The following is a 24,841-nucleotide window of genomic DNA, read 5'->3' on the forward strand; positions in this document are numbered from 1 at the left end:
CTTGTCATGCCTGGGCGATCCACTTGCGATGCGTCTGGATCGCCATCAAAACCCCGAACCCTGACAACAGCGTCACCAGATGGGTTCCGCCGTAGCTAATGAAAGGCAGGGGCACCCCCACCACCGGCAACAGTCCGCTGACCATGCCGATGTTAACGAATACGTAGACGAAGAAGGTCATGGTCAGGCTACCGGCCCACAGCTTGCCGAACAGCGTCTGCGCCTGGGCGGTGATCACCAGTCCACGGGCGATCAGTAGCAGGTAGACGAACAGCAGGATGCACACCCCGACCATGCCGAACTCTTCGCTCAGCACGGCAATGATAAAGTCCGTGTGGCTTTCGGGCAAAAAATCCAGGTGCGACTGGGTGCCCAGCAGCCAGCCCTTGCCGAACACACCGCCGGAACCGATGGCCGCCTTGGACTGGATGATGTTCCAACCGGTGCCCAGCGGATCGCTCTCGGGATCGAGGAACGTCAGCACCCGCTGCTTCTGATACTGGTGCAACACGAAGAACCACATGGCCACGGCGACCGGCACCACGGCCGCCACCGCGCCGATGATCCAGCGCCACTGCAGGCCGGCCATGAACAGCACGAACGCGCCGGAGGCGAGGATCAGCAGCGCGGTGCCCAGGTCCGGCTGTTTCAGGATCAGCACGAAGGGCACCAGGATCAGCACCAGGCTGATGGCGATGTGCTTGAGCTTGGGCGGCAGGTTGTGCCGGGCCAGGTACCAGGCGATGGTCGCCGGCATGATGATCTTCATGAATTCCGACGGCTGGAAGCGGATCACCCCGGGAATGTTGATCCAGCGGGTCGCGCCCATGGCGGTATGACCCATCACCTCCACCACCGCGAGCAGCGCCACCCCGGCCAGGTAGGCCAGCGGCACCCAGCGCGCCATGAAGCGCGGCTCGAACTGGGCGATGACGATGGCGGCGACCAGGCCGATGCCGAAGGAGGTGCCCTGCTTGATCACCAGGTCCCAGTTCTTGCCGCTGGCCGAATAGAGGACGAACAGGCTGCCGGCGCACAGCGCCAGCAGGATCAGCAGCAGCCAGCCGTCGATGTGCAGGCGCTGCAGTAGCGTGGCGCGGCGCTTGAACACGTCCTCGTGGGAAATGGTGCGGTCGAACTCCTGGCGCTTCATCGCTGCACGCTGGCCTCTTCTGCGGTCGGCACCGGCGGACGGTACTCGGGTTTGAGCTGGCCGTCCGGGCCCAACAGCCAGGCGTCCATCACCTGCTTGACCACCGGCGCGGCGATCCCGGAGCCGGACTCGCCGTTCTCCACCATCACCGCCACGGCGATCTTCGGCGCCTCGGCCGGGGCGAAGGCGACGAACAGCGCGTGGTCGCGGTGGCGCTCGGCGATCTTGTTGCGGTCGTACTTCTCGCCCTGCTTGATCGCCACCACCTGCGCCGTACCGCTCTTGCCGGCGATGCGGTACGCGGCCGTGGCGCCGACCTTGGCGGCGGTGCCGCGCGGGCCGTGCATCACCATCTCCATGCCGATGCGCCCGTAATCCCAGAACTTGGGATCGCGCAGCTGGATGTCCGGCGGCGCCGGCGTATGCGGGATCAGGTCCTGCTCCATCAGCTCGGAGGGGCTCATGTCCTCGGCGTTCTTCAGCAAGTGCGGGCGAATCCATTTGCCGCGCGTGGCCATCAGCGTCACCGCCTGGGCCAGCTGCAGCGGCGTGGTCTGCATGTAGCCCTGACCGATGCCGAGGATCAGCGTCTCGCCCGGATACCAGGGCTGGCGGTAACGCGCGCGCTTCCATTCGCGCGACGGCATCAGGCCGGCCGTCTCCTCGAACATGTCCAGCGACACCTTCTGGCCCAGGCCGAAACGGCTCATGTAGTCGTGCATGCGATCCACGCCCATCTTGTGGGCGAGATCGTAAAAGTAGGTGTCATTGGAGCGCATGATGGCGTACTCCATGTTCACCGAGCCGTCGCCCGAGCGGTTCCAGTTGCGGTATTTGTGGCTGTGGCCGGGCAACTGGTAGAAGCCGGGGTCGTAGACCCGCGTCTGCGGCGTCACCACGCCGGCATCCAGGCCGGACACCGCGACCATCGGCTTGATCGTCGAACCCGGCGGGTACAGGCCGCGCAGCACCCGGTTGTAGAGCGGGCGGTCGATGGAGTCGCGCAGCTCGGCGTAGGCCTTGAAGCCGATGCCGGTGACGAAGGGGTTGGGGTCGAAGCTGGGCTGGCTGACCATCGCCAGCACATCGCCGCTGGACGGCTCGATCGCCACCACCGCGCCGCGGCGCCCGCCCAGCGCCTGCTCGGCGGCTTCCTGCAAGCCCACGTCGAGGGTCAGGGTCAGGTCCATCCCCGGCATCGGGTCGGTGCGCCTGAGCACCCGCAGCACCCGGCCGCGGGCGTTGGTCTCGACTTCCTCGTAGCCCACCTGGCCGTGCAGCAGGTCCTCGTAGAAGCGCTCGATGCCGGTCTTGCCGATATGGTGCGTGCCGGCGTAGTCGGTCGGGTCGAGTTCCTTCAGTTCCTTCTCGTTGATCCGTCCGACATAACCGACCGAATGGGCGAAATGGCCCTTCTGCGGATAGTGCCGCACCAGCTGTGCATCGACCTCCACCCCCGGCAGGCGGAACTGGTTCACCGCCACGCGGGCGATCTGGTCCTCGGTCAGCTCGAACAGCACCGGCACCGGCTCGAAGGGGCGGCGGCCTTGGCGCATGCGCTTCTCGAACAGCGCGCGATCATCCGGCGTCAGCTCCAGCACCTCGACGATGGTGTCCAGCACCTGCTGCCAGTCACCGGCGCGCTCGCGGGTGACCGTCAGGCTGAAGCTGGGCCGATTGTCGGCGATGATCGTGCCGTTGCGGTCGAAGATCAGGCCCCGGGTCGGCGGGATCGGCTGCACGTGGATGCGGTTGTTTTCCGCCAGGGTCGAGTGGTGCTCGTACTGGATCACCTGCAGGTAGTACATGCGCGCGACCAGCACGCCGGTCAGCAGCAGCACGACCAGGCCGCCCACGATGACCCGTCGACGCACCAGGCGGGCGTCCTTCTCGTGGTCCTTCAGGCGGATGGGTTGCGGCATCGACTACTGCTTACTTGTGATACGGGTGGCCGGACAGCACGGTCCAGGCCCGGTAGATCTGTTCGCCGACCAGGATGCGCACCAGCGGGTGCGGCAGGGTCAGCGGCGACAGCGACCAGCGTTGCTCGCTGCGCGCGCAGACCTCCGGTGCCAGCCCCTCGGGGCCGCCGACCATGAGGTTGACGTTGCGCGCATCCAGGCGCCAGCGCGAGAGTTCCTGGGCCAGCTGTTCGGTACTCCAGGGCTTGCCTGTGACCTCCAGGGTCACTATGCGTTCACCGGGTTGCACCTTGCTCAGCATGGCCTCGCCTTCCTGGCGGATCAGGCGGGCGACGTCGGCGTTCTTGCCGCGAGTGCTCAGCGGAATCTCCACCAGCTCCAGCGGCAGCTCGGCCGGCAGGCGCTTGACGTACTCCTGCCAGCCCTCCTCCACCCAGCGCGGCATGCGCGAGCCGACGGCGATCAGTCTGATACGCACGAGGCGGGCTTACTCGGCCGGGTCCTGGTGCTGCGCGCGGCTCTGCTCGGCGCCCTGCCACAGGCGCTCCAGGTCGTAGAACTGGCGGGTGGCGACCTGCATCACGTGGACCACCACGTCGCCCAGGTCGAGCAGGGCCCATTCGCCGCCGTCCAGACCTTCGTTGCCGATCGGGCGCACGCCCTGCTCCTTGACCTTCTCCAGCACGTTCTCGGCCAGGGATTTGACGTGACGGCTGGAGGTGCCGCTGGCGATGACCATGAAATCGGTGACGCTGGTCTTGCCGCGCACATCGATGGTGGTGATGTCCTTGCCTTTGAGTTCTTCCAGGGCGTCGATGGCGACCCGGGCCAGTTCTTCGTTTTGCATTGCTACCTCATGAAACGGTGTGAGCACGGTACAGGCCGTGCGCATGGATATAGGCCAACACGGCGTCGGGCACCAGGAAACGCACCGAGCGCCCGTCCGCCAGCAGTTGGCGAATCTGGGTGGCGGACACCGCGAGCGGCGTCTGCCAGATGAAACTGATCTGCCCGCCCGGACCGGCGAGGCCAAGCGGATCGTGCACGCTGCGCGCGGCGACCAGGTCGCGCAGCTCCTCCGGCGCCTCGCTGTCGGCATCCGGCCGCTGCAGCACGAGGAGGTGACAGTGCGTCAGCAGCTCCTGCCAGCGATGCCAGGTCGGCAAGCCGCAGAAGGCATCCCAGCCCAGCAGGAGGAACAGCTGGTCGTCCGCCGCCAGCTCACCGCGCACCGACTCCAGGGTGTCGTAGGTGAACGACGGCTTGTCGCGCTTCAGCTCGCGGTCGTCGACCGCCAGCAGCGGCTCCCCCGCGGCGGCCAGTTCGACCATGGCCAGGCGCTGTTCGGCCGTGACCTGCGGCGCCTGGCGATGCGGCGGCCGGGCGCTGGGGATCAGCCGCAGCTCGTCCAGCCCCATGAACTCGGCCACTTCCAGCGCGCCCCGCAGGTGCGCGATGTGCACCGGGTTGAAGGTGCCGCCGAGTATGCCGATGCGTCGTGCCATCAGGTACGAATGTGCCCGTCGCCGAATACCACGTACTTCTCGCTGGTCAGGCCGTCCAGGCCGACCGGGCCGCGGGCATGCAGCTTGTCGGTGGAGATGCCGATCTCCGCGCCCAGGCCGTACTCGAAGCCGTCGGCAAAACGGGTCGAGGCATTGACCATCACCGAGGCGGAGTCCACCTCGGTGAGGAAGCGACGGGCATCGCTGAAGTGTTCGGTAATGATCGCGTCGGTGTGTTGCGAGCCGTAGGTGTTGATGTGCTCGATGGCCGCATCCAGCGAGTCGACGATGCGGATCGCCAGAATCGGCGCGTTGTACTCGGCGTACCAGTCGTCCTCGCTCGCTTCCAGGACGTCATTGCCGAGCAGCGCGCGGGTCGCGGCGTCGCCGCGCAGCTCCACGCCCTTGTCGCGGTAGATGGCGGCCAGCGGCGGCAGCACGCGCTCGGCGATGCCGGCATGCACCAGCAACGTCTCCATGGTGTTGCACGGCGAGTAGCGCTGGGTCTTGGCGTTGTCGCAGACGCGGATGGCCTTGTCGATGTCGGCGGCGATGTCCACGTACACGTGGCAGACACCGTCCAGATGCTTGATCACCGGCACCTTGGCGTCGCGACTGATGCGTTCGATCAGGCCCTTACCGCCGCGCGGCACGATCACGTCGACGAATTCGGGCAGGGTGATCAGCGCGCCGACGGCAGCGCGGTCGGTGGTTTCCACCACCTGCACGGCACTGGCCGGCAGGCCGGCTTCGGCCAGGCCGATCTGGATGCAGCGGGCGATGGCCTGATTGGAGTGGATGGCCTCCGAGCCGCCGCGCAGGATGGTGGCGTTGCCGGACTTCAGGCACAGGCTGGCGGCGTCGATGGTCACGTTGGGGCGCGACTCGTAGATGATGCCGATCACGCCCAGCGGCACGCGCATCTTGCCGACCTGGATGCCGGACGGCAGGAAGCGCATGTCGCGGATCTCGCCAATCGGGTCCGGCAGGGTAGCGACCTGGCGCAGGCCTTCGATCATGCCGTCGATGACTTTCGGCGTCAGCGCCAGGCGGTCGACCATCGCCGGCTCCAGACCATTGGCGCGGGCGGCGCTCAGGTCCAGTTCGTTGGCGGCGGTCAGCTCGGCGCGGGCGGCGTCGAGGGCGTTGGCGGCGGCCTGCAGCGCATGGTTCTTCTGCGCGGTGCTGGCCCGGGCGAGCACCCGCGAGGCGTCGCGCGCGGCGCGGCCCAGGCGGGTCATGTAGTCGAGCACGGACTCGGTCATGGTCGGCATACGTCTGGCGGTTGGAAAAAAGGGGCTGATTATAGCGGGCAGGCCCCGCCACGCCCAGCACTGCCGGGCGGATGGCGCCGGCGCGCAACATCGCGGAACAAGATTCGCCGCCGAGGGCCGCGGGCATTGCTAAGATCGCGTCTTTCACGACTACCGATCGCCGCATGACCGTTCTGCCCTGGCCCGCAGCCGCCGCGCTGCCCGACCGCTTCTTCGACCGCGACGCCCAGCTGCTGGCCCGAGCGCTGCTGGGCAAGGTCATCCGCCATCGCCATCGCGGCCACTGGCTGGCGGCGCGCATCATCGAGACCGAGGCCTACTACCGTGAAGAAAAGGGCAGCCACGCCTCGCTCGGTTATACCGAGAAGCGCCGTGCGCTGTTTCTCGACGGCGGCCACATCTACATGTACTACGCCCGCGGCGGCGACTCGCTGAACTTCAGCGCCCAGGGGCCGGGCAATGCCGTGCTGATCAAGTCGGCCGTGCCCTGGCTGGACGAACACTGCGCAGACGACGCCCTGCCGCGCATGCAGGCCAACAATCCATCGGCCGCCGGCGACCATCGTCACCCGGAGCGTCTGTGCGCCGGCCAGACCCTGCTGTGCAAGTCGCTCGGCCTGAAGGTGGCGCAGTGGGACGCGCAGCGCTTCGACCCGCAGCGGCTGTTCGTCGAAGATGTCGGCCAGCGCCCCGAGAGCATCATCCAGACCACCCGCCTGGGCATTCCGGCGGGCCGCGACGAGCATCTGCCCTATCGCTTCGTCGATGCCGCCTACGCCCGCCACTGCACACGCAACCCGCTGCGCCGCGGGCAGGTCGAAGGCCGTGACTACTTTCTGTTGAACCCCGAGGAATGACCATGAGCGAATGGTTCGCGACCCTGTCGCACTGGCTGGAAGCCAACCCCGAATGGCTGGGACTGGCCATTTTCCTGGCCGCCTGCCTGGAATGCCTGGCGGTGGCCGGCATCCTGATCCCCGGCACGGTGCTGTTGTTCACCCTCGGCGTGCTGGCCGGCAGCGGCGCCCTGGACCTCAGCGACACGCTGCTGCTGGCCTACGCCGGCGGCCTGCTCGGCGACGCCATCTCCTACGGCCTGGGCCGGCGCTTCCACCAGGGCATCCGCCGCCTGCCGGTGCTGCGCGACCACCCCGAGTGGCTGGCGGGCGCCGAGACCTATTTCCAGCGCTACGGCGTGGTCAGCCTGCTGGTGGGGCGCTACATCGGCCCGCTGCGGCCGATGTTGCCGCTGGTGGCGGGCATGCTCGACATGCCCTTCGTGCGCTTCGTCCTGGTCAGCATGCTGGCGGCCGCCGGCTGGGCCGTGGCCTACATGCTGCCGGGCTGGGCCACCGGCGCGGCCATCCGCCTGCCGCTGCCGGAAGGCTTCTGGACCGCCGCCGGCATCGTCGCCGCCGGTGTCGGGCTGATGCTGGTCACGCTGATTTTCAGCAGCCTGCGTGAACAACGCTGGACGGTGCCGGCAGCGGCCGGCGCCAGTGCCACGCTGCTGACCGCCTTGCTGATCGGCGTGCCGCACCTGGACGCCCTGGACCAGGGCCTGATCACCCTCGTCCAGGAACACCGCAGCGCCAGCGTCGACGGCCTAGCCATGCTGATCACCGGCCTCGGCGACTTCCACACGCAGATCGCCGCCGGCGTGATGGTGACCGTGCTGCTGCTGATCGCTCGGCGCTTCCATGCGGCGATCTTCCTGGCCAGCTGCACGCTGTTCACCGCGTTGGCCACCACCGGCCTCAAGCTGTTCTTCGCCCGCGCCCGCCCGGACGTGCTGCAGCAACCCCTGGAAACCTTCAGCCTGCCCAGCGGGCACAGTTCGGCGGCCTTCGCCTTCTTCCTCGCCCTGGGCATTCTCGCCGGCCGCGGCGCCTCGGCGCGCACGCGCCTGACCTGGCTGCTGGTGGCCAGCCTGCCGGCGCTGAGCATCGCTGCCTCGCGGGTCTACCTGGGTGTGCACTGGCCGACCGACATCCTCGCCGGTGCGCTACTCGCCGGCAGCGTATGTGCGGCCTGCCTGGCCTGGCTGCAGCGGCGCGAACCGATGCGACCGCTCGGCGCGCGGGTGTGGTGGCTGGTGCTGCCGGCGACCCTGGCCCTGCTCGGCGGGGTCAGCGCCTGGTCGCTGCCGGAGGCGATCGAGCTGTATCGCTACTAGTCGGCCCGGGTGGCGTACCGCTCGCCGCCGGCCATACATCGCTCGGCGGCGCGTGGCGGATTGTCGCTTCGCTCCGAATCCACTCCGCGGGGATGCGCCTACGCGGTCATCTCGCCCTGCATCTGGTCGAGGAATTGCTGAATCAGCTGCAGCCGTTGCGCCGGCAGGGCCTGCTCCAGCAGCTGCAGTTTCTGCTCGGTGGCGAACGGCAGCAGGTAGGCCAGCTGATTGGCCAGGGCCTGCTGGCCGCCGACCGCACCGCCCATGCCCAGGTCGGCCACCAGCGGATGCTCGGCCAGTGCACCGAGCAGCGCGGCGAGGTCGGCGTGCTCGACCTGCAGCGGCGCATCCTCGACTTCGTCCAGCCACTGCACCTCGGCCAGGGTCAGCTGATCGGCCTGCACCGAAACATCGCCGACATGAAAGCGGCGCCCGCCCTCGACACGGATGCCGAGCAGGCCGTTGGGGCGCTGCTGGAAGTCGCAGATCAGCGCCTCGCAGCCCACCTGCGAGAAGCGCCGGGCCGCCTCGCCGACTTCCTGGCCCTCGAGAATCGTCACCACGCCGAAGCCTTCGCCACGGCGCATGCAGGCGCTGACCATGTCCAGGTAGCGCGCCTCGAAGATCTGCAGGTCGAGGTTGCAGCCGGGAAACAGCACGATACCGAGGGGAAACAGCGGATAGCGCATGCGAAGCTCCTCAGGCGACCAGAACGACGACCAGCGGCAACAGCACCGCCGTCAACATGCCCATCAGGCTCATGGCCAGGGCGGCGAAGGCGCCGCTCTCCTCGCCTTCCTGCAGCGCGCGGGCGGTGCCCACGGCGTGGGCGGTGAGGCCCAGAGCCATGCCCTGGGCCGCCGGATGATGCACGCCGATGCGCCGCAGCAGCTCCGGCCCGCACATGGCGCCGAGCACCCCGGTGATCAGCACGAACACCGCGGCCAGCGCGGCCACGCCGCCGATCTGCTCGGCCACCAGCATGGCGATGGGCGACGTCACCGACTTCGGCGCCATGGTCATCAGCATCATGCGGTCGGCACCGAAGGCCCAGGCCAGCGCCACGCCCAGCGCCGTGGCCAGCACGCCGGCGAACAGCAGCGTGACCAGGGTCGGCCAGAACAGCTGGCGGATGCGCTTGAGGTTGAGGAACAGCGGCACGGCCAGGGCCACGGTGGTCGGGCCGAGCAGCACGCTGAGCAGGAAGGTGCTGTCGCGGTACTCCTGGTAGGTCAGCCCGGCGAGCAGCAGCACGCCGATCAGCACCGCCATGGATACCAGCACCGGCTGCAGGAACATCCAGCGCGTGCGTTCATAGGCCGCCAGCGCCGCCTGGTACACCGCCAGGGTGATGCCGACGCCGAACAGCGGGTGATGCACCACGGCCTGCAGTGCGGCGTGCCAATCCAGGCTCATGGGCGCTCCTCGCGCCGCGCCTGGCGGTCGATCAGTTTCTGCATCAGCCAGCCGGCGAACAGCAGCGAGACGATCAGCGACAGGCCCAGCGCACCGGCCAGTGCCCAGAAGTCGGCGGCGATCTGCTCGGCGTAGACCATCACGCCCACCGCCGGCGGCACCAGCAGCAACGGCAGGTAGCGCAGCAGGCCGGAGGAGGCCTCGGCGATCGGCGCGCCCACCTCGCCCCGCACCACGAGGAAGGCGAACAGCAGGAGCATGCCGATGATCGGCCCCGGTAACAGGGTCAGGAACAGCACATTGATGGCGGTGCCGAGCAACTGGAACAGCACCAGCCAGGTCAGGCCGCGAAGCAGCATGCGGAAATCTCCGACGTGAAGGGCGGCCCATTATAGACGCGCTGGAGGGTGCGTCATAAACGCTGGCGTGCGGCTTGACCGTGGCCGATCACTCATGCTGATCTAGGGCCAGCCAGGTTCACCCAAGAACAACAAATAACCTCGCATCCTCAAGGAGGATCTATGCCGTTAGTACCCGTATCGCAACTGCAAGACTATGTAGGCAAGGAACTCGGACGTTCCGACTGGCTGACCATCGATCAGCAGCGCATCAACCAGTTCGCCGAATGCACCGGCGACCACCAGTTCATCCACGTCGACCCGGTCAAGGCCAAGCACACCCCGTTCGGCACCACCATCGCCCACGGCTTCCTCAGCCTTTCGCTGATCCCGGTGCTGATGGAGAAGCTGATGCTCGCCCCCGAGGGCCTGAAGATGGCCGTCAACTACGGCCTGGACAGCGTGCGCTTCATTCAGCCGGTCAAGGTGAACTCGCGCGTGCGCCTGGCCGCCAAGGTGCTCGACATCACCGAGAAGCGTCCCGGCCAGTGGCTGTTCAAGGTCGAGGCCACCCTCGAGATCGAAGGCGAGGAGAAGCCCGCCTACATCGCCGAATCGCTGTCGCTCTGCTTCGTCTGAGCCGAACCGGCGGGGCCGCACGGGGCGCTCTGGCGCCCCGTTTTCATTGGCGCTTTGGCATACTCGCGTCACCACCGACCCGGACGTCAGCCATGCCCCGCCACCTCGCCCCGCTCGCCCTCGCCCTGCTGCTCGCCGCCTGCGGCGACGGCGAACCGCTGCTGCCCGCCGATGCCGTGTTGCCCGACGGCGGTCGTTATCGCGGCGAGGTGGTGGACGGCCGTTTGCAGGGCGAGGGCCGGATCGACTACGCCAACGGCGTGTACTACACCGGCCGCTTCCAGGACGGCCTGTTCGAAGGCCCCGGCGAATGGCATGGCGCCAGCGGCGAACGCTACCAGGGCAACTTCCACCTGGGCCTGTTCCATGGCCAGGGCGAATTCGTCTACAGCGACGGCACCCGCTACCAGGGCGGTTTCAAACAGGGCCGCATGCACGGCGAGGGCCATCTGCAGCAGGGCGGCATGAGCTACCGCGGCGAGTTCCGCGACGACCGCTACCACGGCCTGGGCACTCTGGAATGGCCGGACGGCAGCCGCTACCAGGGCCATTTCGTGCGTGGCGAGCCGCAGGGCAAAGGCCTGCGCAGTAATGCCGAGGGCGAGTTTGCCGGCACCTTCAAGAACGGCATGCTGCAGGGCGAAGGCAGCTACAAGGGTGCAGACGGCGAGAGCTACACCGGGGGCTTTCGCAACGACCTGTTCCACGGCAAGGGCCGTTACCAGAACGCCGAGGGCGAGGTCTGGAGCGGGCATTTCGCCGACGGCGCGCTGACCGGCAAGGGCGAGTTCCGCGGCGCGGACGGCCGTCACTACGCGGGCGAGTTCCGGTACTGGCGCTTCCACGGCCAGGGCAAGCTGAGCCTGGCCGACGGCGGCGTCTACCAGGGCCAGTTCGCCAACGGCGAATACGCCGGCGAAGGCACCCTCACCGCCCTCGATGGCGTTCGCACCCAGGGCATCTGGAACGACGGCGAACTGCTGCGTCAGGCCGATGGCCAGTCGCGTCCCGACCCGCTGGAGCTGGGCCTGCTGCAACAGGGCCTGCTGCTGCAGCAGGCCCTGGACGCCCTGCCCGCCTCCACCCCGGCCGTCGAGCTGTACAGCCTGACCCTGGCCGGCGACGGCAAGCAGAGCGTGTTCCTGCGCGAGGCCGACTACGTCAGCCGGCTGCTGCGCGAGCGTTTCGGTGCCCGCGGCAACGTCACCCTGACCAACCACCGCGACCATCTGGCCGATCGCCCGCTGGCCACCCGCGAGAGCCTGACCCGCGCGGTGCAGGCCCTGGCCGAGCGCAGCGGCCCAGAGGACCTGGTATTCCTCTACCTCACCAGCCACGGCTCGGACGACCACAAGCTGAGCATCGACCAGCCGCGCCTGCAGCTGGCCGACCTGCCGGCCAGCGAGCTGGCGGCGCTGCTCGAACCATTGCGCGACCGCCACAAGGTGGTGGTGATTTCGGCGTGTTATTCCGGGGGCTTCATCCCGCCGCTGAAAGACGACAGGACCCTGGTGATGACCGCCGCGCGCGCCGACCGGGTGTCCTTCGGCTGCTCGGAGGAGAACGACTTCACCTACTTCGGCCGCGCCCTGTTCGCCGAGGCGTTCAACCAGACCGACGACCTCGCCCGCGCCTTCGAGCTGGCCACGGCCAGGGTCGCCGAGCGCGAAAAGGCCGACGGCTTCGAACCCTCCGAGCCACAGCTGTGGGCGCCCGACGCGGTGCTGGAGCACTGGAAGCGGCTGCGCAAGCAGCAGGCCGAGCAGGCCCTGAGCGCGGCACCGGAAGCGCGCTGATGGCGATCAATTGTCGGCTCGTCCTGCCGTTTCGTTCTAAGCTGGTCCTTATCAGCGGAGACCCAGCATGTACCTGACGCCCCAGCACATCCTGCTCGCCGGAGCCACCGGCCTCACCGGCGAGCACCTGCTCGATCGCCTGCTCAGCGAGCCGACCATCAGCCGCGTGCTGGCGCCAAGCCGCAGCCCGCTGGCCGAGCACGCGCACCTGGACAACCCGGTCGGCCAGCTCGCCGATCTGCTGCCCCACCTCGACGGCCGCATCGACGCGGCGTTTTGCTGCCTGGGCACCACCATCAAGCAGGCCGGCTCCCAGGAGGCCTTTCGCGCCGTCGACCACGACCTGGTGCTGGCCTTCGCCCGCCGCGCCCGCGAGCTCGGCGCGCGGCATTTCCTCGTGGTCAGCGCCATGGGCGCCAACGCCCAATCATCGGTGTTCTACAACCGGGTCAAGGGCGAGGTGGAAGAGGCGCTGAAGGCGATGGACTGGCCGCAGCTGACCATCGCCCGCCCGTCCCTGCTGCTCGGCCCGCGCCGCGAGTTCCGCCTCGGCGAGCGCCTGGCCGCGCCGCTGCTGCGCTGGATTCCCGGCCGCTATCGCGGCATCGAGGCTGCTGTGCTGGCCCGCGCGCTGTGGCGCCTGGCCCTGGAGGAGAGCGACGGGGTTCGGGTGGTGGAGTCCGACCAGCTGCGCCGCCTGGGGCGCTGATGAAGTTCTACGACGAGAAAATCCTGCCGCGGCTGATCGACTTCGCCTGCGGCATGGGCCATGTGATGAAGACCCGTGCCCAGGTGGTGCCCATGGCGGAGGGCCGGGTGCTGGAGATCGGCATCGGCACCGGCCTCAACCTCAGCTTCTACGACCGCGAAAAGGTCAGTGCCATCGTCGGCGTGGACCCGGCCGCACAGATGCAGAGCCTGGCGCGCCAGCGCGCGGCGAACATCGGCATTCCGGTGGAGATGATCGCTCTCGAGCTGGGGCAGATCCAGGCCGCGGACGCCAGCTTCGACAGCATCGTCTGCACCTTCACCCTGTGCACCATCCCCGATCCGCTGGCCGCGCTCCAGGAGATGCGCCGGGTGCTCAAGCCCGGCGGCAAGCTGCTGTTCAGCGAGCATGGCCGCGCGCCAGACGCCGGCGTGCGCGCCTGGCAGGACCGCATCACCCCGCTGTGGAAGCCGCTGGCTGGCGGCTGCCATCTCAACCGCGACATCCCCGCCCTGCTCGGCGCCGGCGGTTTCCATATCCGCGAAGTACACAGCAGCTACCTGCAGGGCCCGCGGCCAATGACCTGGGTCTGGCGCGGCTGGGCCGACTGACGCTCGCGGGTTGACGCACCCCAGCGCGCCGGCAAGCATGGCGCTTTTGCCGGAAGGAAGCCCCGCATGAGTCTGGAATCGGTCCGCCGCTTCTTCGCCGAGAAGGCGCCGCACATCGACATCATCGAGCTGGAGACCAGCACCGCCACCGTCGCCCTGGCCGCCGAGGCCCATGGCGTGGAGCCGGGACGCATCGCCAAGACCCTGGCCTTCCGCGTCGGCGAACGCAACCTGCTGGTGGTGGCCCGCGGCGACGCGCGCCTGGACAACCGCAAGCTCAAGGAGACCTTCGGCGCCAAGGCCAGGATGCTCGACGCCGAGACGGTGCAGGCGCTGACCAGCCATCCGGTCGGCGGTGTCTGCCCGTTCGGCCTGGCCACCGAGCTGCCGGTGTATGTCGACCTGTCGCTGCAGGCCTTCGACGAGGTGCTGCCGGCCGCCGGCGCCCTGCACAGCGCCGTGCGCATCTGCCCGCGGCAGATGGCCGAACTGGTGGACGGCGAGTGGGTGGACGTGTGCCAGGCGCTCGACTGAACGCACTGCGTGCGCCGCGCTCGACGCGCGCAGGGTGCGCCACGCGCACCAGCCGGAGGTTATCCGGAAGAAGCGCCTACCTCAGTTGCCGCCGCTGACACCGAGCCCGACACCCAGCTCGGCCGCCACGGCAAAGGGCAGCAGCAGCGTCTCCAGCAGCGCGGCGAACGGCAGGTCGAGGCCCGGATACTTGGGCGCCTCGGCGCCGAAACGATCCATCGGACAACAGCCGCCCTGCAGCGAATACCAGTCCAGGCGGGTGCCGGAATAGATGATCGGCGCACCCGGCTTGGCCGCATCCAGGGTGCGTACGCTGGCGCAACCGGGCAGCACCAGCAGCAGGGCGAGGCCGACGAAGCAGGAACGCGCCGCGCGGCATGCGCCCACGCCGACCTCGCGAGCCAGGCAATCAGTCATCGCTGGAGAGATGGTGTTCGCCCCAGCGCGGCAGCATGTCCTGCGGTATGCCCAGGCAGTTGAGGATGCGCGCTACCACGAAGTCGACCAGGTCGTCCAGGGTCTGCGGCTGGTGATAGAAGCCGGGCGAGGCCGGCAGGATGGTCACGCCGAGGTTGGACAGCTTGAGCATGTTCTCCAGGTGGATGCTGGAGTACGGCGCCTCGCGCGGCACCAGGATCAACTGGCGGCGCTCCTTGAGCACCACGTCGGCGGCGCGCTCGATCAGGTTGTTGCAGGCGCCGGTGGCGATGGCCGACAGGGTGCCGGTGCTGCACGGCACCACCACCATGGCGCTCGGCGCGCCGGAGCCGGAGGCCGGCGGCGCCATCCAGTCTTCCTTGCCGTACACGCGGATCTGCCCGGAGGCTGCACCGGTGTACTCGCTGAGGAACTGCTGCATGGCCTGGGGCTTGGCCGGCAGGGTGACGTCGGTCTCGGTGGCCATCACCAGCTGCGCGGCCTTGGAGATCAGGAAGTGCACCTCGCGGTCTTCCTGCACCAGGCAGTCGAGCAGGCGCAGGCCGTACTGCGCGCCGGAGGCGCCGGTCATGGCCAGGGTGATGCGTTCGGGCCCGTTCATAGGATCTCCACATATGCGTAGGGTGGAAAACGCCGCCTGCGGCTTTTCCACCAGAAAGTCTGGTGGATAGCGCTAACTCGGCTATCCACCCTACGAATTACCTCAAGCCTCAGCCAGCCCGTAGCCCGGATGCAATCCGGGGGGGCTTTCCCGGATTGCATTCGGGCTACGGGCATCAGCTGCCTAGTGCCGCCGCCAGCTTGCCGTGCAGGCCGCCGAAGCCGCCGTTGCTCATGATCACCACCTGCGCGCCGGGCACCGCATGGGCCTTCACGCCGTCGATGATGGCCTCCAGCGAGTCGCAGACCTGAGTCGGCACGCTGGAGCCGGCGACGGTGGCGGCCAGGTCCCAGCCCAGGTTGGCCGGCGCGTACCAGAACACCCGGTCGGCCTGCACCACGGAATCCGGCAGGCCGTCACGGTGGGCGCCGAGCTTCATGGAGTTGGAGCGCGGCTCGATCACCGCGATTATCGGCGCATCGCCGACGCGCTTGCGCAGGCCGTCGAGGGTGGTGGCGATGGCGGTCGGGTGGTGGGCGAAGTCGTCGTAGAGGGTCACGCCCTTCACTTCCGCGACCTTCTCCATGCGCCGCTTGACGCTCTTGAAGGACGACAGGCCGGCGATGCCCAGCTCCGGCACCACGCCGACATGCCGCGCGGCAGCCAGAGTGGCCAGGGCGTTGGCCACGTTGTGCTGGCCGGTCAGCTCCCACTCCACGGTGCCCTCGACCTTGCCGTCGAACACCACCTCGAAGCGCGAGCCGTCTTCGCTGAGCAGGCGTGCCTGCCACTGGCCGCCGGCGCCGGTGGTCTGCACCGGGGTCCAGCAGCCCATCTCGACCACCCGCGCCAGCGCCTCTTCGGCCTGCGGATGAATGATCAGGCCCTCACCCGGCACGGTGCGCACCAGATGGTGGAACTGCCGCTCGATGGCGGCCAGGTCCGGGAAGATGTCGGCGTGGTCGAACTCGAGATTGTTGAGGATCGCCGTGCGCGGGCGGTAGTGGACGAACTTGCTGCGCTTGTCGAAGAAGGCGCTGTCGTACTCGTCGGCCTCGACCACGAAGAACGGCGTGCCGCCCAGGCGCGCGGACACACCGAAGTTCTGCGGGACACCGCCGATCAGAAAGCCCGGGCTCATGCCGGCATGTTCCAGCACCCAGGCCAGCATGCTGGTGGTGGTGGTCTTGCCGTGGGTGCCGGCCACACCCAGCACCCAGCGGCCCTGCAATACATGGTCGGCCAGCCACTGCGGGCCGGACACATAGGGCAGGCCCTGGTTGAGCACGTACTCCACCGCCGGGTTGCCGCGGCTCAGGGCGTTGCCGATCACCACCAGGTCGGGGGCCGGCTGCAGGTGTTCGGGCAGGTAGCCCTGCATAAGCTCGATGCCCTGGGCTTCCAGCTGGGTGCTCATGGGCGGGTAGACGCTGGCGTCGGAGCCGGTGACGCGGTGCCCCAGCTCCTTGGCCAGTACCGCCAGGGAGCCCATGAAGGTGCCGCAGATGCCGAGAATATGGATGTGCATCGATGACCTCGAAAAGCGCCGGGAAGCCCCGGCAGAACTGGCCGCAGGGTAGCACAGGGCGGCACCGGACAGGCTGCCGTACCGCCCCGCGTTTTCTCGACTAGAGTGTCAGGAGTCTCGGAACACCGAGGCGGCATGAGGTTCCTCGTCGTCCATGCCCGCAAGCTGTCAGCGACCGGATGTTCGTCTGCGCACCATGCTCGCCGGAAATGTTTCCGGCCTCCGGGGGAAGTCAACCGCCGCATCACCATCGGCCCCGTCCTCCGCATCCTCCCGCTGTCAGCCGCTGTGCTCCATCCCGTTTCAAGCAAGGCCGCAATTCCTACAAGAACCCGAGCCAACGCGAAATGCAGGAGAGGACCATGAAGCAGCAATCGGGAGTCAGCTACACGACGGTCGATCAGACCTACTTCGAGAAACGCGGCCTGCGCCGCTACGCCGGCGTCTGGTCGCTGTGGGCGCTGGGCGTCGGCGCGGTGATCTCCGGCCACTTCTCCGGCTGGAACTTCGGCCTGGCCAACGGCTGGGGCAGCATGCTGATCGCCGCCATCATCATCGCCATCATGTACCTGGGTCTGACCTTCTCCCTGGCGGAGATGTCGCCAGCCCTGCCCCACACCGGCGGCGCCTATTCCTTCGCGCGCAGCGCCATGGGCCCCTGGGGTGGCTTCCTCACCGGCCTGGCGGAGAACGTGGAGTACGTGCTCACCCCGGCGGTGATCGTGTTCTTCATCGGCAGCTACATGGGCAGCATCTTCGGCACGCCCAGCGAGTACCAGCCGCTGTGGTGGATCGGCTTCTACGTGGTGTTCATCTGGCTCAACGTCATCGGCGTGGAGCTGTCGTTCAAGGTCACCCTGGTGGTCACCCTGCTGGCCCTGTCGTGCCTGGTGGTGTTCTGGATTAGCGCCATCCCGCACATCGACTTCAATCGCTTCGCCATGAACGTCGGTCCGGGCGGCGTCGAGCTACCGGAAGGCAACGGCCCGTTCCTGCCCAACGGCCTGCTCGGCGTGCTGGCGGCGATGCCGTTCGCGGTGTGGCTGTTCCTCGCCATCGAGCAGCTGCCGCTGGCGGCGGAAGAGTCGGTCGACCCGAAGCGCGACATGCCCAAGGGCATCATCCTCGGCATGTTCACCCTGATCCTCTCGGCCTTCATGATCCTCTGGCTGAACCCGGCGGTGACCGGTGTCGGCGCCCACGCGCTGGGCTCCTCCGGCGAGCCGCTGCTGGACGGCTTCAAGGCCATCTACGGTGACGACATCGCCAAGCTGCTGGCGCTGGTGGCGGTGCTCGGCCTGATCGCCAGCTTCCACACCATCATCTTCGCCATGGGCCGGCAGATCTACTCGCTGAGCCGCGCCGGCTACTTCCTGCCGCAACTGTCGATCACCCACGGCCAGCGCAAGACGCCCTATGTGGCCATGCTGATCGGCAGCCTGATGGCGCTGGCGGTGATGATGACCCTGTGGTTCCTCTTCGGTGAGGAAAAGGGCGGCGCGGTGATCGGCGGCACCCTGCTCAACATGGCGGTGTTCGGCGCCATGTTCTCCTACTTCATGCAGGCCCTGTCGTTCATTTTGCTGCGGCGCAAGATGCCGGACATCGAGCGCCCCTACCGCAGCCCGCTGGGCGTGCCGGGCGCGGTGCTGACCATGCTGATCGCCGCCGTGACGCTGTACTTCCAGCTCACTGGCGATCCGGCCTACACCCTCGGCGTGTTCTGGGTGGCGGTGTGGTTCGGCATCGGCATCACCTACTTCGCCATCGTCGGCCGTCATCGCCTGATCCTCTCGCCAGAAGAGGAATTTGCCATGGAGCGGCGCGAACAGAACAAGACCCACAGCTGATGAGTCCCGGCCGCGCCCGCGGGTGCGGTCGACCCTTTGCGGAGACCAACGGATGACTGCCCACCTCACCCTGGCCGGCCTGCGCGAACTCGCCGTGGCCGGCAAGATCGACACCGTTCTGGCCTGCATGGTCGACATGCAGGGCCGCCTGATCGGCAAACGCTTCCAGGTCGAGTTCTTCCTCGACAGCGCCTATGAGGAAACCCACGGCTGCGACTACCTGCTGGCCGACGACATCGACATGGAGCCGGTGCCCGGCTACGCCGCCGCCAGCTGGAAGCAGGGCTACGGCGACTTCGTGTTCAAGCCCGACCTCTCCACCATGCGCGTGGTGCCCTGGCTGGAAGGCACGGCCCTGGTGCTGTGCGACGTGCAGGACCATCACCACCACGACCTGCCGCACAGCCCGCGCGGCATCCTCAAGCGGCAGATCGCCCGCCTCACCGAGCGCGGCTACAAGGGCATGTTCGCCTCGGAGCTGGAGTTCTACCTGTTCGACCAGAGCTACGAGAGCATCCACACCGGGCGCTATCAGAACCCGAAGACGGCCAATTACTACATCGAGGACTACAGCATCCTGCAGACCATCCGCGAGGAGCCGGTGATGCGCGCCATCCGCAAGCACCTGCAGGCCGCCGGCATCCCGGTGGAGAACTCCAAGGGCGAGTGGGGGCCGGGCCAGGAAGAGATCAACGTGCGCTACGCCGAGGCGCTGGTGATGGCCGACCGGCACAGCATCATCAAGCACGCCTGCAAGGAGATCGCCCTGCTGCAGGGCAAGGCCGTCACTTTCATGGCCAAGTGGAACTACGACCTGGCGGGCTCGAGCAGCCATATCCACAACTCGCTGTTCAGCCTCGACGGCGAGCAGGCGCTGTTCCATGACCCGGCCGGCGAATACGGCATGTCCAAGCTGATGCGCCAGTGGGTGGCCGGCCAGCTCAAGTACGCCAGCGACATCACCTATTTCCTCGCCCCCTACGTCAACTCCTACAAGCGCTTCCAGGCCGGCACCTTCGCCCCGACCCGCGCGGTGTGGAGCTGCGACAACCGCACCGCTGGCTTCCGCCTGTGCGGCGCGGACAGCAAGGGCATCCGCATCGAGTGCCGCATCGGTGGCGCCGACCTCAATCCCTACCTGGCCTATGCCGCGCTGATCGCCGCCGGCCTGGCCGGTATCGACGAACAGCTGGAGCTCCCGGCGCCCTTCTCCGGCGACGCCTACGAGAACGACGAACTGCCGGAAGTGGCCAAGACCCTGCGCGGCGCCACCGACGCGCTGGACCGCTCGGAACTGCTGCGCCAGGCCCTGGGCGAGGAGGTGGTCGAACACTACCTGCACACCGCGCGCTGGGAGCAGATGGAATACGACCGCCGGGTGACCGACTGGGAGCTGCGCCGCGGCTTCGAGCGTTACTAGGAAAACTTCGTAGGGTGGAAAACCGCATGGCGTTTTCCACCGGCAGCCATGGTGGAAAAGCCTTCGGCGTATTCCACCCTACTCGTACTAAGGAAGAGCGATGAACCATATTCGCCTGATCTCGCCGGTGGACGGCAGCCTCTACGCCGAGCGCCCACTCATCGGCAGCAACCAGCTGGAACAGGTCCTGCGCCAGGCCGGCGAGGCCCAGCGCGCCTGGCGTGAGCTGCCCATCACGGAGCGCGCCGTCTATTGCCTGAAGGCGGTGGACGCCATGCTGGCGATGAAGGACGAAATCGTCCCCGAGCTGGCCTGGCAGATGGGCCGTCCGATCCGCTTCGGCGCCGGCGAGCTGCGCGGCTTCGAGGAGCGCGCGCGCCATATGATCGGCATCGCCGAGAGCGCTCTGGCCGACGTGGTGCCCGATCCCCAGGAAGGCTTCCGTCGCTTTATCCGCCGCGAGCCACTGGGCACCGTGCTGGTGGTGGCGCCGTGGAACTACCCCTACCTGACCGCGGTGAACGCGATCATCCCGGCGCTGATGGCCGGCAACGCCGTGCTGCTCAAGCACGCCAGCCAGACCCTGCTGGTTGGCGAACGCTTCGCCGAGGCCTTCAGGCGCGCCGGCCTGCCGGCCGGGCTGTTCCACAACCTGGTGCTGGACCACGGCCAGACCGCCACCCTGATCGCCTCCGGCCAGGTGCAGCAGGTCAACTTCACCGGCTCGGTGGAAGGCGGCCGTCTGATGGAGAGCGCCGCCGCCGGCCACTTCATCGGCGTCGGCCTGGAGCTGGGTGGCAAGGACCCGGCCTACGTGCGTGGCGACGCCGACCTGGCGCATGCGGTGGAAAACCTGGTGGACGGCAGCTTCTTCAACTCCGGGCAGAGCTGCTGCGGCATCGAGCGCATCTATGTGGACAAGGCCCTGTACCCGGCCTTCGTCGAGGGCTTCGTCGAGCTGACCAAACAGTACGCGCTGGGCAGCCCGCTGGACGAGGCCACCACCCTCGGCCCCCTGGTGCGCAGCAGCGCCGCCGAATTCGTCCGCGGGCAGATCGCCGAGGCCAAGGCCAAGGGCGCCAAGGCGCTGATCGATCCCGCCAGCTTCGCCAACGACGCACCCGGCACCGCCTACATGGCGCCGCAGATACTGACCGGGGTCAACCACGAAATGGCGGTGATGCGCGACGAGAGCTTCGGCCCGGTGGTCGGCATCATGCCGGTGGCCAGCGAGGCCGAGGCCATCGCCCTGATGAACGACAGCCCCTACGGCCTCAGCGCGGCCATCTGGACCGAGGACCTGGACGCCGCCGAGCGCATCGGCCAACAGCTGGAGACCGGCACTGTGTTCATGAACCGCTGCGACTACCTGGACCCGGCCCTGGCCTGGACCGGCGTCAAGCACACCGGACGCGGCGCCACCCTCTCGCGCCTGGGCTACGAGCACCTGACCCGGCCCAAGTCCTTCCACCTGCGCCACCAGCTCTGACGCCAAGGAGGATACCGGCCCCCTTTTGGAGAAACGCGCTTCGCTCGCGAATCGCCACCCGCAAGGCTTCGCGAGAACACCCCCGTAGCCCGGATGCGATCCGGGATGGCACTGCCCCGGATTACATCCGGGCTACCACCCAACAAGGAAGCCCGCCATGAGCAAGACCGCCAACTGGAACTACCCGACCTCGGTGCGCTTCGGTGCCGGCCGCATCCAAGAGCTGCCGGAGCTGTGCAAGAGCATCGGCATGCTGCGCCCGCTGCTGGTCACCGACCGCGGCCTGGGCAGCGCACCGATCACTCTCGCCGCCGTCGACTCGCTCAAGGAAGCCGGCCTCGGCGCCGCGCTGTTCAGCGACCTCAAGCCCAACCCGGTGGAAGGCAACCTCGACGCCGGCCTGGCCGCCTACCGCGCCGGCAAGCACGATGGCGTGGTCGCCTTCGGCGGCGGCAGCGGCCTGGACATGGGCAAGCTGATCGCCTTCATGAGCGGCCAGGCGCGACCGGTGTGGGACTTCGAGGACATCGGCGACTGGTGGACCCGCGCCGATCCGCGCGGCATCGCCCCGATCATCGCCGTGCCAACCACCGCCGGCACCGGCTCGGAAGTCGGCCGCGCCGGCATTCTCACCGACGAGCGCACGCACACCAAACGCATCATCTTCCACCCGCAGATGATGCCGCGCATCGTCATCAGCGACCCGGCGCTGTCCGTCGGTATGCCGGCCTTCATCACCGCCGGTACCGGCATGGACGCCCTCTCCCACTGCCTGGAGGCTTACTGCGCGCCGGGTTTCCACCCGCTGGCCGACGGCATCGCGGTGGAGGGCATGCGCCTGGTCAAGGGCGCGCTGGTGCGCGCGGTCAAGCAGCCGGACGACCTCGACGCCCGCGCCGACATGCTCGCCGCCGCAGCCATGGGCGCCACCGCCTTCCAGAAGGGCCTCGGCGGCATGCACGCGCTGGCGCACCCGATCGGCGCGCTGTACGACACTCACCACGGCATGACCAACGCCACGCTGATGCCCTACGTGCTGAAGTTCAACCGCAGCGCCATCGAGGAGCGCATCACCCGCCTGGCGGCCTACCTGGGCCTGGCCAATCCCGGCTTCGACAGCTTCCTGGAAATGGTTTTGCAACTGCGAGCCGAGGTCGGCGTGCCGCACAGCCTGGCCGAACTCGGGCTGGACGACGGCAAGACCGCACTGATCGCGCAGATGGCGGTGGCCGACCCTTCCGCCGGCGGCAACCCGCTGCCGCTGACCGAGGAGAAAGTCGGCCAACTGTTCACCAACGCCCTGCACGGCCGGCTCTGAGCCGCGCCGCGCGGCGACTCGCCGCCTGCGCTGCAATCAAACGTTTGCTTGGATTGCGCTTTCCATCGGCATTGGGCAGCATCGGGATGACCCGGCACAGCATCTGCAGCGCCACCCTCACACTTCAAGACGACGAGGCCCGCCATGCGCATTGTCCAAGCCACGCTGGAGCACCTGGACCTGCTGACCCCGCTGTTCATCAAGTACCGTGAGTTCTATGGCGAGCTGCCGTTCCCGGACTCCTCGCGCAAGTTCCTCGAGACCCGCCTCAAGCGCAAGGAGTCGGTGATCTACCTGGCCCTGGCCGATGACGAGGACAAGCTGCTCGGCTACTGCCAGCTGTTTCCCAGCTACTCCTCGCTGTCGCTCAAGCGCGTGTGGATTCTCAACGACATCTTCGTCGCCGAGGACGCCCGCCGCATGCTGGTCGCCGACCGCCTGCTGCAGACCGCCAAACAGATGGCCAGGGAAACCAACGCCGTGCGCATGCGCGTGGCCACCAGCGTGAGCAACGAGGTGGCGCAGAAGACCTACGAGTCCATCGGCTTCCGCGAAGACGCCCTGTTCAAGAACTACATCCTGGAGCTGGGCGACTGATAGCCGCGCGGGCGAGCCGCTGCTCGTCCGCATCGCCCGAGACATAGCCATGTGGTCCTTCCGCGCCTGGCGCCGCCGGCGCATCCTGTCCCGCTCGCCTTACACCCCCGAGCATTGGCGCGAAACACGCGCGCGCCTGCCGATCCTCGACGGCCTGAGCGAGGCCGAAACGCAGCGCCTGCTCCAGCGCGCCGTCCTGTTCCTTCATCGCAAGCGCCTAACCGCCCTGCCCGGCGTCGAGCTAGACGAGATCGACCGCCTGGCGCTGGCCGCCCAGGCCGAGTTGCCACTGCTGCACCTGGCCGACCTGGACTGGTATCAGGGCTTCCACGAGATCGTGCTGTACCCGGACGACTTCGTCAGCCCGCAACGCCACCGCGATGCCAGCGGCATCGAACACGAATGGGACGACGAGCGCAGCGGCGAGGCCTGGCATCAGGGCCCGGTGATCCTCGCCTGGCCCGGCGTGCAGGCCGGAGGTGGCTGGGACGCCTATAACCTGGTGATCCACGAGCTGTCGCACAAGCTCGACATGCTGGGTGGCGACGCCAACGGCCTGCCACCGCTGCACCGCGACATGCGCGTGCAGGACTGGGCCCAGGCCATGCAGACCGCCTACGACGGGATGAACGTGGTGCTCGACGCCGATCCCGAGGCTGCAACCGCCATCGATCCCTACGCGGCGGAGAATCCCGCCGAGTTTTTCGCCGTCACCAGCGAATACTTCTTCACCGCGCCCGATCTGCTGCACGAGGCCTTCCCGGCCGTGTACACCCAGCTCGCCGCTTTCTACCGCCAGGACCCGCTCGCCCGCCTGCAGGCCCTGCAGCAAAGCCATCCGGATTACCGCGACACGACCAACGGATGAACAGGCAGTCGTAGTAACGCCACCGGAATGTGCCTATAATCCGCCCACTTTTTTTGGCCCACCCAAGGGAGTCGCCCATGAGCTACAGCAAAGTTCCGGCCGGCAAAGACGTGCCGAACGACATCTACGTCGCCATCGAGATTCCGGCCAATCACGCGCCGATCAAATACGAAATCGATCACGACACCGACTGCCTGTTCGTCGATCGTTTCATGGCCACCCCGATGTTCTACCCGGCCAACTACGGCTTCATCCCGCACACCCTGGCCGACGACGGCGACCCCCTCGACGTGCTGGTCGTGACCCCGTACCCGGTCGCTCCGGGCTCGGTCATCCGCTGCCGTCCGGTGGGCGTGTTGAACATGACCGACGAAGCCGGCGGCGACGCCAAGCTGATCGCCGTCCCGCACGACAAGCTGTCCGTGATCTACAAGGACGTCCAGGAGTACACCGACCTGCCGGCCCTGCTGCTGGAGCAGATCAAGCACTTCTTCGAGAACTATAAGGATCTCGAGAAGGGCAAGTGGGTCAAGGTCGAAGGCTGGGGCAACGCTGACGAAGCCCGCCAAGCAATTCTGAAGGCGGTAGCGGCTTACCAAAAATAAGCCAGTACCACCCCCTGAAGGCCGGCCACAAGCCGGCCTTTTTATTGCCTGCGA

Annotated in this window: 26 protein-coding genes; 14 read left to right on the top strand and 12 right to left on the bottom strand. The window is 67.8% G+C overall.

Going from position 1 to position 24,841, the window contains the following annotated elements:
- Window positions 1–4 precede the first annotated feature (4 nt).
- The 6 genes from rodA to NF616_RS18060 are packed head-to-tail and all read right to left on the bottom strand — an operon-like array spanning window position 5 to window position 5,845.
- Entirely contained in the window at window positions 5–1,153 is a 1,149-nt protein-coding gene (gene rodA / locus NF616_RS18035; RefSeq protein ID WP_252274868.1) for a rod shape-determining protein RodA, read from the bottom strand.
- Window positions 1,150–3,075: a penicillin-binding protein 2 gene (mrdA, locus tag NF616_RS18040; RefSeq protein ID WP_252274871.1), complete on the bottom strand. Its 1,926-nt coding sequence runs from the start codon at window positions 3,073–3,075 to the stop codon at window positions 1,150–1,152. The genes rodA and mrdA overlap by 4 nt, the downstream gene beginning before the upstream one ends.
- A gap of 10 nt (window positions 3,076–3,085) precedes the next feature.
- Complete coding sequence (gene rlmH / locus NF616_RS18045) at window positions 3,086–3,553, bottom strand: 23S rRNA (pseudouridine(1915)-N(3))-methyltransferase RlmH (protein WP_252274874.1); 468 nt, start codon at window positions 3,551–3,553, stop codon at window positions 3,086–3,088.
- A 9-nt stretch (window positions 3,554–3,562) separates the two neighbouring features.
- Entirely contained in the window at window positions 3,563–3,922 is a 360-nt protein-coding gene (gene rsfS, locus NF616_RS18050) for a ribosome silencing factor (protein WP_252274877.1), read from the bottom strand.
- A gap of 7 nt (window positions 3,923–3,929) precedes the next feature.
- A complete protein-coding gene (nadD, locus tag NF616_RS18055) occupies window positions 3,930–4,580 on the bottom strand; it encodes a nicotinate-nucleotide adenylyltransferase (RefSeq protein WP_252274880.1) in 651 nt (216 codons plus the stop codon).
- Window positions 4,580–5,845: a glutamate-5-semialdehyde dehydrogenase gene (locus tag NF616_RS18060; RefSeq protein ID WP_252274881.1), complete on the bottom strand. Its 1,266-nt coding sequence runs from the start codon at window positions 5,843–5,845 to the stop codon at window positions 4,580–4,582. The genes nadD and NF616_RS18060 overlap by 1 nt, the downstream gene beginning before the upstream one ends.
- Before the next feature lie 173 nt (window positions 5,846–6,018).
- On the opposite strand from NF616_RS18060, the gene NF616_RS18065 reads away from it, so the two are divergent.
- Both NF616_RS18065 and NF616_RS18070 read left to right on the top strand, forming a co-directional pair.
- A complete protein-coding gene (locus tag NF616_RS18065; protein WP_252274884.1) occupies window positions 6,019–6,711 on the top strand; it encodes a DNA-3-methyladenine glycosylase in 693 nt (230 codons plus the stop codon).
- Window positions 6,712–6,713: 2 nt separating this feature from the next.
- Entirely contained in the window at window positions 6,714–8,030 is a 1,317-nt protein-coding gene (locus NF616_RS18070) for a bifunctional DedA family/phosphatase PAP2 family protein (protein ID WP_252274886.1), read from the top strand.
- Between the two features lie 98 nt (window positions 8,031–8,128).
- Here NF616_RS18070 and NF616_RS18075 read toward each other — a convergent pair whose 3' ends face one another.
- The 3 genes from NF616_RS18075 to NF616_RS18085 are packed head-to-tail and all read right to left on the bottom strand — an operon-like array spanning window position 8,129 to window position 9,805.
- Window positions 8,129–8,719, bottom strand: coding sequence for an LON peptidase substrate-binding domain-containing protein (locus tag NF616_RS18075; RefSeq protein WP_252274888.1), 591 nt, complete (start codon window positions 8,717–8,719; stop codon window positions 8,129–8,131).
- A 10-nt stretch (window positions 8,720–8,729) separates the two neighbouring features.
- Complete coding sequence (locus NF616_RS18080) at window positions 8,730–9,440, bottom strand: LrgB family protein (protein WP_252275078.1); 711 nt, start codon at window positions 9,438–9,440, stop codon at window positions 8,730–8,732.
- 2 nt (window positions 9,441–9,442) lie between these two features.
- Window positions 9,443–9,805, bottom strand: coding sequence for a CidA/LrgA family protein (locus NF616_RS18085; protein WP_252274892.1), 363 nt, complete (start codon window positions 9,803–9,805; stop codon window positions 9,443–9,445).
- A gap of 162 nt (window positions 9,806–9,967) precedes the next feature.
- On the opposite strand from NF616_RS18085, the gene NF616_RS18090 reads away from it, so the two are divergent.
- From NF616_RS18090 to NF616_RS18110, 5 genes are all read left to right on the top strand, one after another.
- Window positions 9,968–10,423, top strand: coding sequence for a MaoC family dehydratase (locus NF616_RS18090; protein WP_252274895.1), 456 nt, complete (start codon window positions 9,968–9,970; stop codon window positions 10,421–10,423).
- Window positions 10,424–10,515: 92 nt separating this feature from the next.
- On the top strand, window positions 10,516–12,219 hold the full coding sequence (locus tag NF616_RS18095; RefSeq protein ID WP_252274897.1) for a C13 family peptidase: 1,704 nt from the start codon (window positions 10,516–10,518) through the stop codon (window positions 12,217–12,219).
- Window positions 12,220–12,286: 67 nt separating this feature from the next.
- Complete coding sequence (locus NF616_RS18100) at window positions 12,287–12,928, top strand: oxidoreductase (RefSeq protein WP_252274899.1); 642 nt, start codon at window positions 12,287–12,289, stop codon at window positions 12,926–12,928.
- Window positions 12,928–13,539, top strand: coding sequence for a class I SAM-dependent methyltransferase (locus tag NF616_RS18105; protein WP_252274901.1), 612 nt, complete (start codon window positions 12,928–12,930; stop codon window positions 13,537–13,539). Before NF616_RS18100 ends, NF616_RS18105 begins: the two co-directional genes overlap by 1 nt.
- A 66-nt stretch (window positions 13,540–13,605) precedes the next feature.
- The gene (locus tag NF616_RS18110; RefSeq protein ID WP_252274903.1) at window positions 13,606–14,073 is read left to right on the top strand and encodes a YbaK/EbsC family protein; all 468 of its coding nucleotides are present in this window, start codon (window positions 13,606–13,608) and stop codon (window positions 14,071–14,073) included.
- 81 nt (window positions 14,074–14,154) lie between these two features.
- Here NF616_RS18110 and NF616_RS18115 read toward each other — a convergent pair whose 3' ends face one another.
- From NF616_RS18115 to mpl, 3 genes are all read right to left on the bottom strand, one after another.
- On the bottom strand, window positions 14,155–14,490 hold the full coding sequence (locus NF616_RS18115) for a YceK/YidQ family lipoprotein (RefSeq protein WP_252274905.1): 336 nt from the start codon (window positions 14,488–14,490) through the stop codon (window positions 14,155–14,157).
- Window positions 14,483–15,112 (bottom strand): flavin prenyltransferase UbiX, encoded by a 630-nt coding sequence (gene ubiX / locus NF616_RS18120; protein WP_252274907.1) that lies wholly within the window; start codon window positions 15,110–15,112, stop codon window positions 14,483–14,485. The genes NF616_RS18115 and ubiX overlap by 8 nt, the downstream gene beginning before the upstream one ends.
- Before the next feature lie 175 nt (window positions 15,113–15,287).
- A complete protein-coding gene (gene mpl, locus NF616_RS18125) occupies window positions 15,288–16,640 on the bottom strand; it encodes a UDP-N-acetylmuramate:L-alanyl-gamma-D-glutamyl-meso-diaminopimelate ligase (RefSeq protein WP_252274909.1) in 1,353 nt (450 codons plus the stop codon).
- Window positions 16,641–17,002: 362 nt separating this feature from the next.
- Between mpl and NF616_RS18130 the strand changes: the two genes are divergently transcribed.
- The 7 genes from NF616_RS18130 (at window position 17,003) to ppa (ending at window position 24,787) form a co-directional block, all read left to right on the top strand.
- Window positions 17,003–18,490, top strand: a complete 1,488-nt coding sequence (locus NF616_RS18130; RefSeq protein WP_252274910.1) for an amino acid permease — start codon at window positions 17,003–17,005, stop codon at window positions 18,488–18,490.
- Window positions 18,491–18,542: 52 nt separating this feature from the next.
- Entirely contained in the window at window positions 18,543–19,910 is a 1,368-nt protein-coding gene (locus tag NF616_RS18135; protein ID WP_252274912.1) for a glutamine synthetase family protein, read from the top strand.
- A 100-nt stretch (window positions 19,911–20,010) separates the two neighbouring features.
- Complete coding sequence (locus NF616_RS18140; RefSeq protein ID WP_252274914.1) at window positions 20,011–21,399, top strand: aldehyde dehydrogenase family protein; 1,389 nt, start codon at window positions 20,011–20,013, stop codon at window positions 21,397–21,399.
- 157 nt (window positions 21,400–21,556) lie between these two features.
- Complete coding sequence (locus tag NF616_RS18145; RefSeq protein ID WP_252274916.1) at window positions 21,557–22,717, top strand: iron-containing alcohol dehydrogenase; 1,161 nt, start codon at window positions 21,557–21,559, stop codon at window positions 22,715–22,717.
- Between the two features lie 144 nt (window positions 22,718–22,861).
- A complete protein-coding gene (locus NF616_RS18150; RefSeq protein ID WP_252274918.1) occupies window positions 22,862–23,314 on the top strand; it encodes a GNAT family N-acetyltransferase in 453 nt (150 codons plus the stop codon).
- Between the two features lie 49 nt (window positions 23,315–23,363).
- A complete protein-coding gene (locus tag NF616_RS18155) occupies window positions 23,364–24,182 on the top strand; it encodes a M90 family metallopeptidase (RefSeq protein ID WP_252274920.1) in 819 nt (272 codons plus the stop codon).
- A 77-nt stretch (window positions 24,183–24,259) separates the two neighbouring features.
- Window positions 24,260–24,787: an inorganic diphosphatase gene (ppa, locus tag NF616_RS18160; RefSeq protein ID WP_021701809.1), complete on the top strand. Its 528-nt coding sequence runs from the start codon at window positions 24,260–24,262 to the stop codon at window positions 24,785–24,787.
- Window positions 24,788–24,841 lie beyond the last annotated feature (54 nt).

Origin of the sequence: Pseudomonas subflava (genome assembly GCF_023823685.1) — a bacterium.
In the GTDB taxonomy this organism is placed as follows: domain Bacteria; phylum Pseudomonadota; class Gammaproteobacteria; order Pseudomonadales; family Pseudomonadaceae; genus Aquipseudomonas; species Aquipseudomonas subflava.

Excerpts from the sequence above, each read along its gene's own strand:
- rodA (WP_252274868.1), bottom strand. The coding sequence starts at position 1,153 with ATGAAGCGCCAGGAGTTCGACCGCACCATTTCCCACGAGGACGTGTTC.
- mrdA (WP_252274871.1), bottom strand. The coding sequence starts at position 3,075 with ATGCCGCAACCCATCCGCCTGAAGGACCACGAGAAGGACGCCCGCCTG.
- rsfS (WP_252274877.1), bottom strand. The coding sequence starts at position 3,922 with ATGCAAAACGAAGAACTGGCCCGGGTCGCCATCGACGCCCTGGAAGAA.
- nadD (WP_252274880.1), bottom strand. The coding sequence starts at position 4,580 with ATGGCACGACGCATCGGCATACTCGGCGGCACCTTCAACCCGGTGCAC.
- NF616_RS18060 (WP_252274881.1), bottom strand. The coding sequence starts at position 5,845 with ATGACCGAGTCCGTGCTCGACTACATGACCCGCCTGGGCCGCGCCGCG.
- NF616_RS18065 (WP_252274884.1), top strand. The coding sequence starts at position 6,019 with ATGACCGTTCTGCCCTGGCCCGCAGCCGCCGCGCTGCCCGACCGCTTC.
- NF616_RS18070 (WP_252274886.1), top strand. The coding sequence starts at position 6,714 with ATGAGCGAATGGTTCGCGACCCTGTCGCACTGGCTGGAAGCCAACCCC.
- NF616_RS18075 (WP_252274888.1), bottom strand. The coding sequence starts at position 8,719 with ATGCGCTATCCGCTGTTTCCCCTCGGTATCGTGCTGTTTCCCGGCTGC.
- NF616_RS18085 (WP_252274892.1), bottom strand. The coding sequence starts at position 9,805 with ATGCTGCTTCGCGGCCTGACCTGGCTGGTGCTGTTCCAGTTGCTCGGC.
- NF616_RS18090 (WP_252274895.1), top strand. The coding sequence starts at position 9,968 with ATGCCGTTAGTACCCGTATCGCAACTGCAAGACTATGTAGGCAAGGAA.
- NF616_RS18095 (WP_252274897.1), top strand. The coding sequence starts at position 10,516 with ATGCCCCGCCACCTCGCCCCGCTCGCCCTCGCCCTGCTGCTCGCCGCC.
- NF616_RS18100 (WP_252274899.1), top strand. The coding sequence starts at position 12,287 with ATGTACCTGACGCCCCAGCACATCCTGCTCGCCGGAGCCACCGGCCTC.
- NF616_RS18105 (WP_252274901.1), top strand. The coding sequence starts at position 12,928 with ATGAAGTTCTACGACGAGAAAATCCTGCCGCGGCTGATCGACTTCGCC.
- NF616_RS18110 (WP_252274903.1), top strand. The coding sequence starts at position 13,606 with ATGAGTCTGGAATCGGTCCGCCGCTTCTTCGCCGAGAAGGCGCCGCAC.
- NF616_RS18115 (WP_252274905.1), bottom strand. The coding sequence starts at position 14,490 with ATGACTGATTGCCTGGCTCGCGAGGTCGGCGTGGGCGCATGCCGCGCG.
- ubiX (WP_252274907.1), bottom strand. The coding sequence starts at position 15,112 with ATGAACGGGCCCGAACGCATCACCCTGGCCATGACCGGCGCCTCCGGC.
- mpl (WP_252274909.1), bottom strand. The coding sequence starts at position 16,640 with ATGCACATCCATATTCTCGGCATCTGCGGCACCTTCATGGGCTCCCTG.
- NF616_RS18130 (WP_252274910.1), top strand. The coding sequence starts at position 17,003 with ATGAAGCAGCAATCGGGAGTCAGCTACACGACGGTCGATCAGACCTAC.
- NF616_RS18135 (WP_252274912.1), top strand. The coding sequence starts at position 18,543 with ATGACTGCCCACCTCACCCTGGCCGGCCTGCGCGAACTCGCCGTGGCC.
- NF616_RS18140 (WP_252274914.1), top strand. The coding sequence starts at position 20,011 with ATGAACCATATTCGCCTGATCTCGCCGGTGGACGGCAGCCTCTACGCC.
- NF616_RS18145 (WP_252274916.1), top strand. The coding sequence starts at position 21,557 with ATGAGCAAGACCGCCAACTGGAACTACCCGACCTCGGTGCGCTTCGGT.
- NF616_RS18150 (WP_252274918.1), top strand. The coding sequence starts at position 22,862 with ATGCGCATTGTCCAAGCCACGCTGGAGCACCTGGACCTGCTGACCCCG.
- NF616_RS18155 (WP_252274920.1), top strand. The coding sequence starts at position 23,364 with ATGTGGTCCTTCCGCGCCTGGCGCCGCCGGCGCATCCTGTCCCGCTCG.
- ppa (WP_021701809.1), top strand. The coding sequence starts at position 24,260 with ATGAGCTACAGCAAAGTTCCGGCCGGCAAAGACGTGCCGAACGACATC.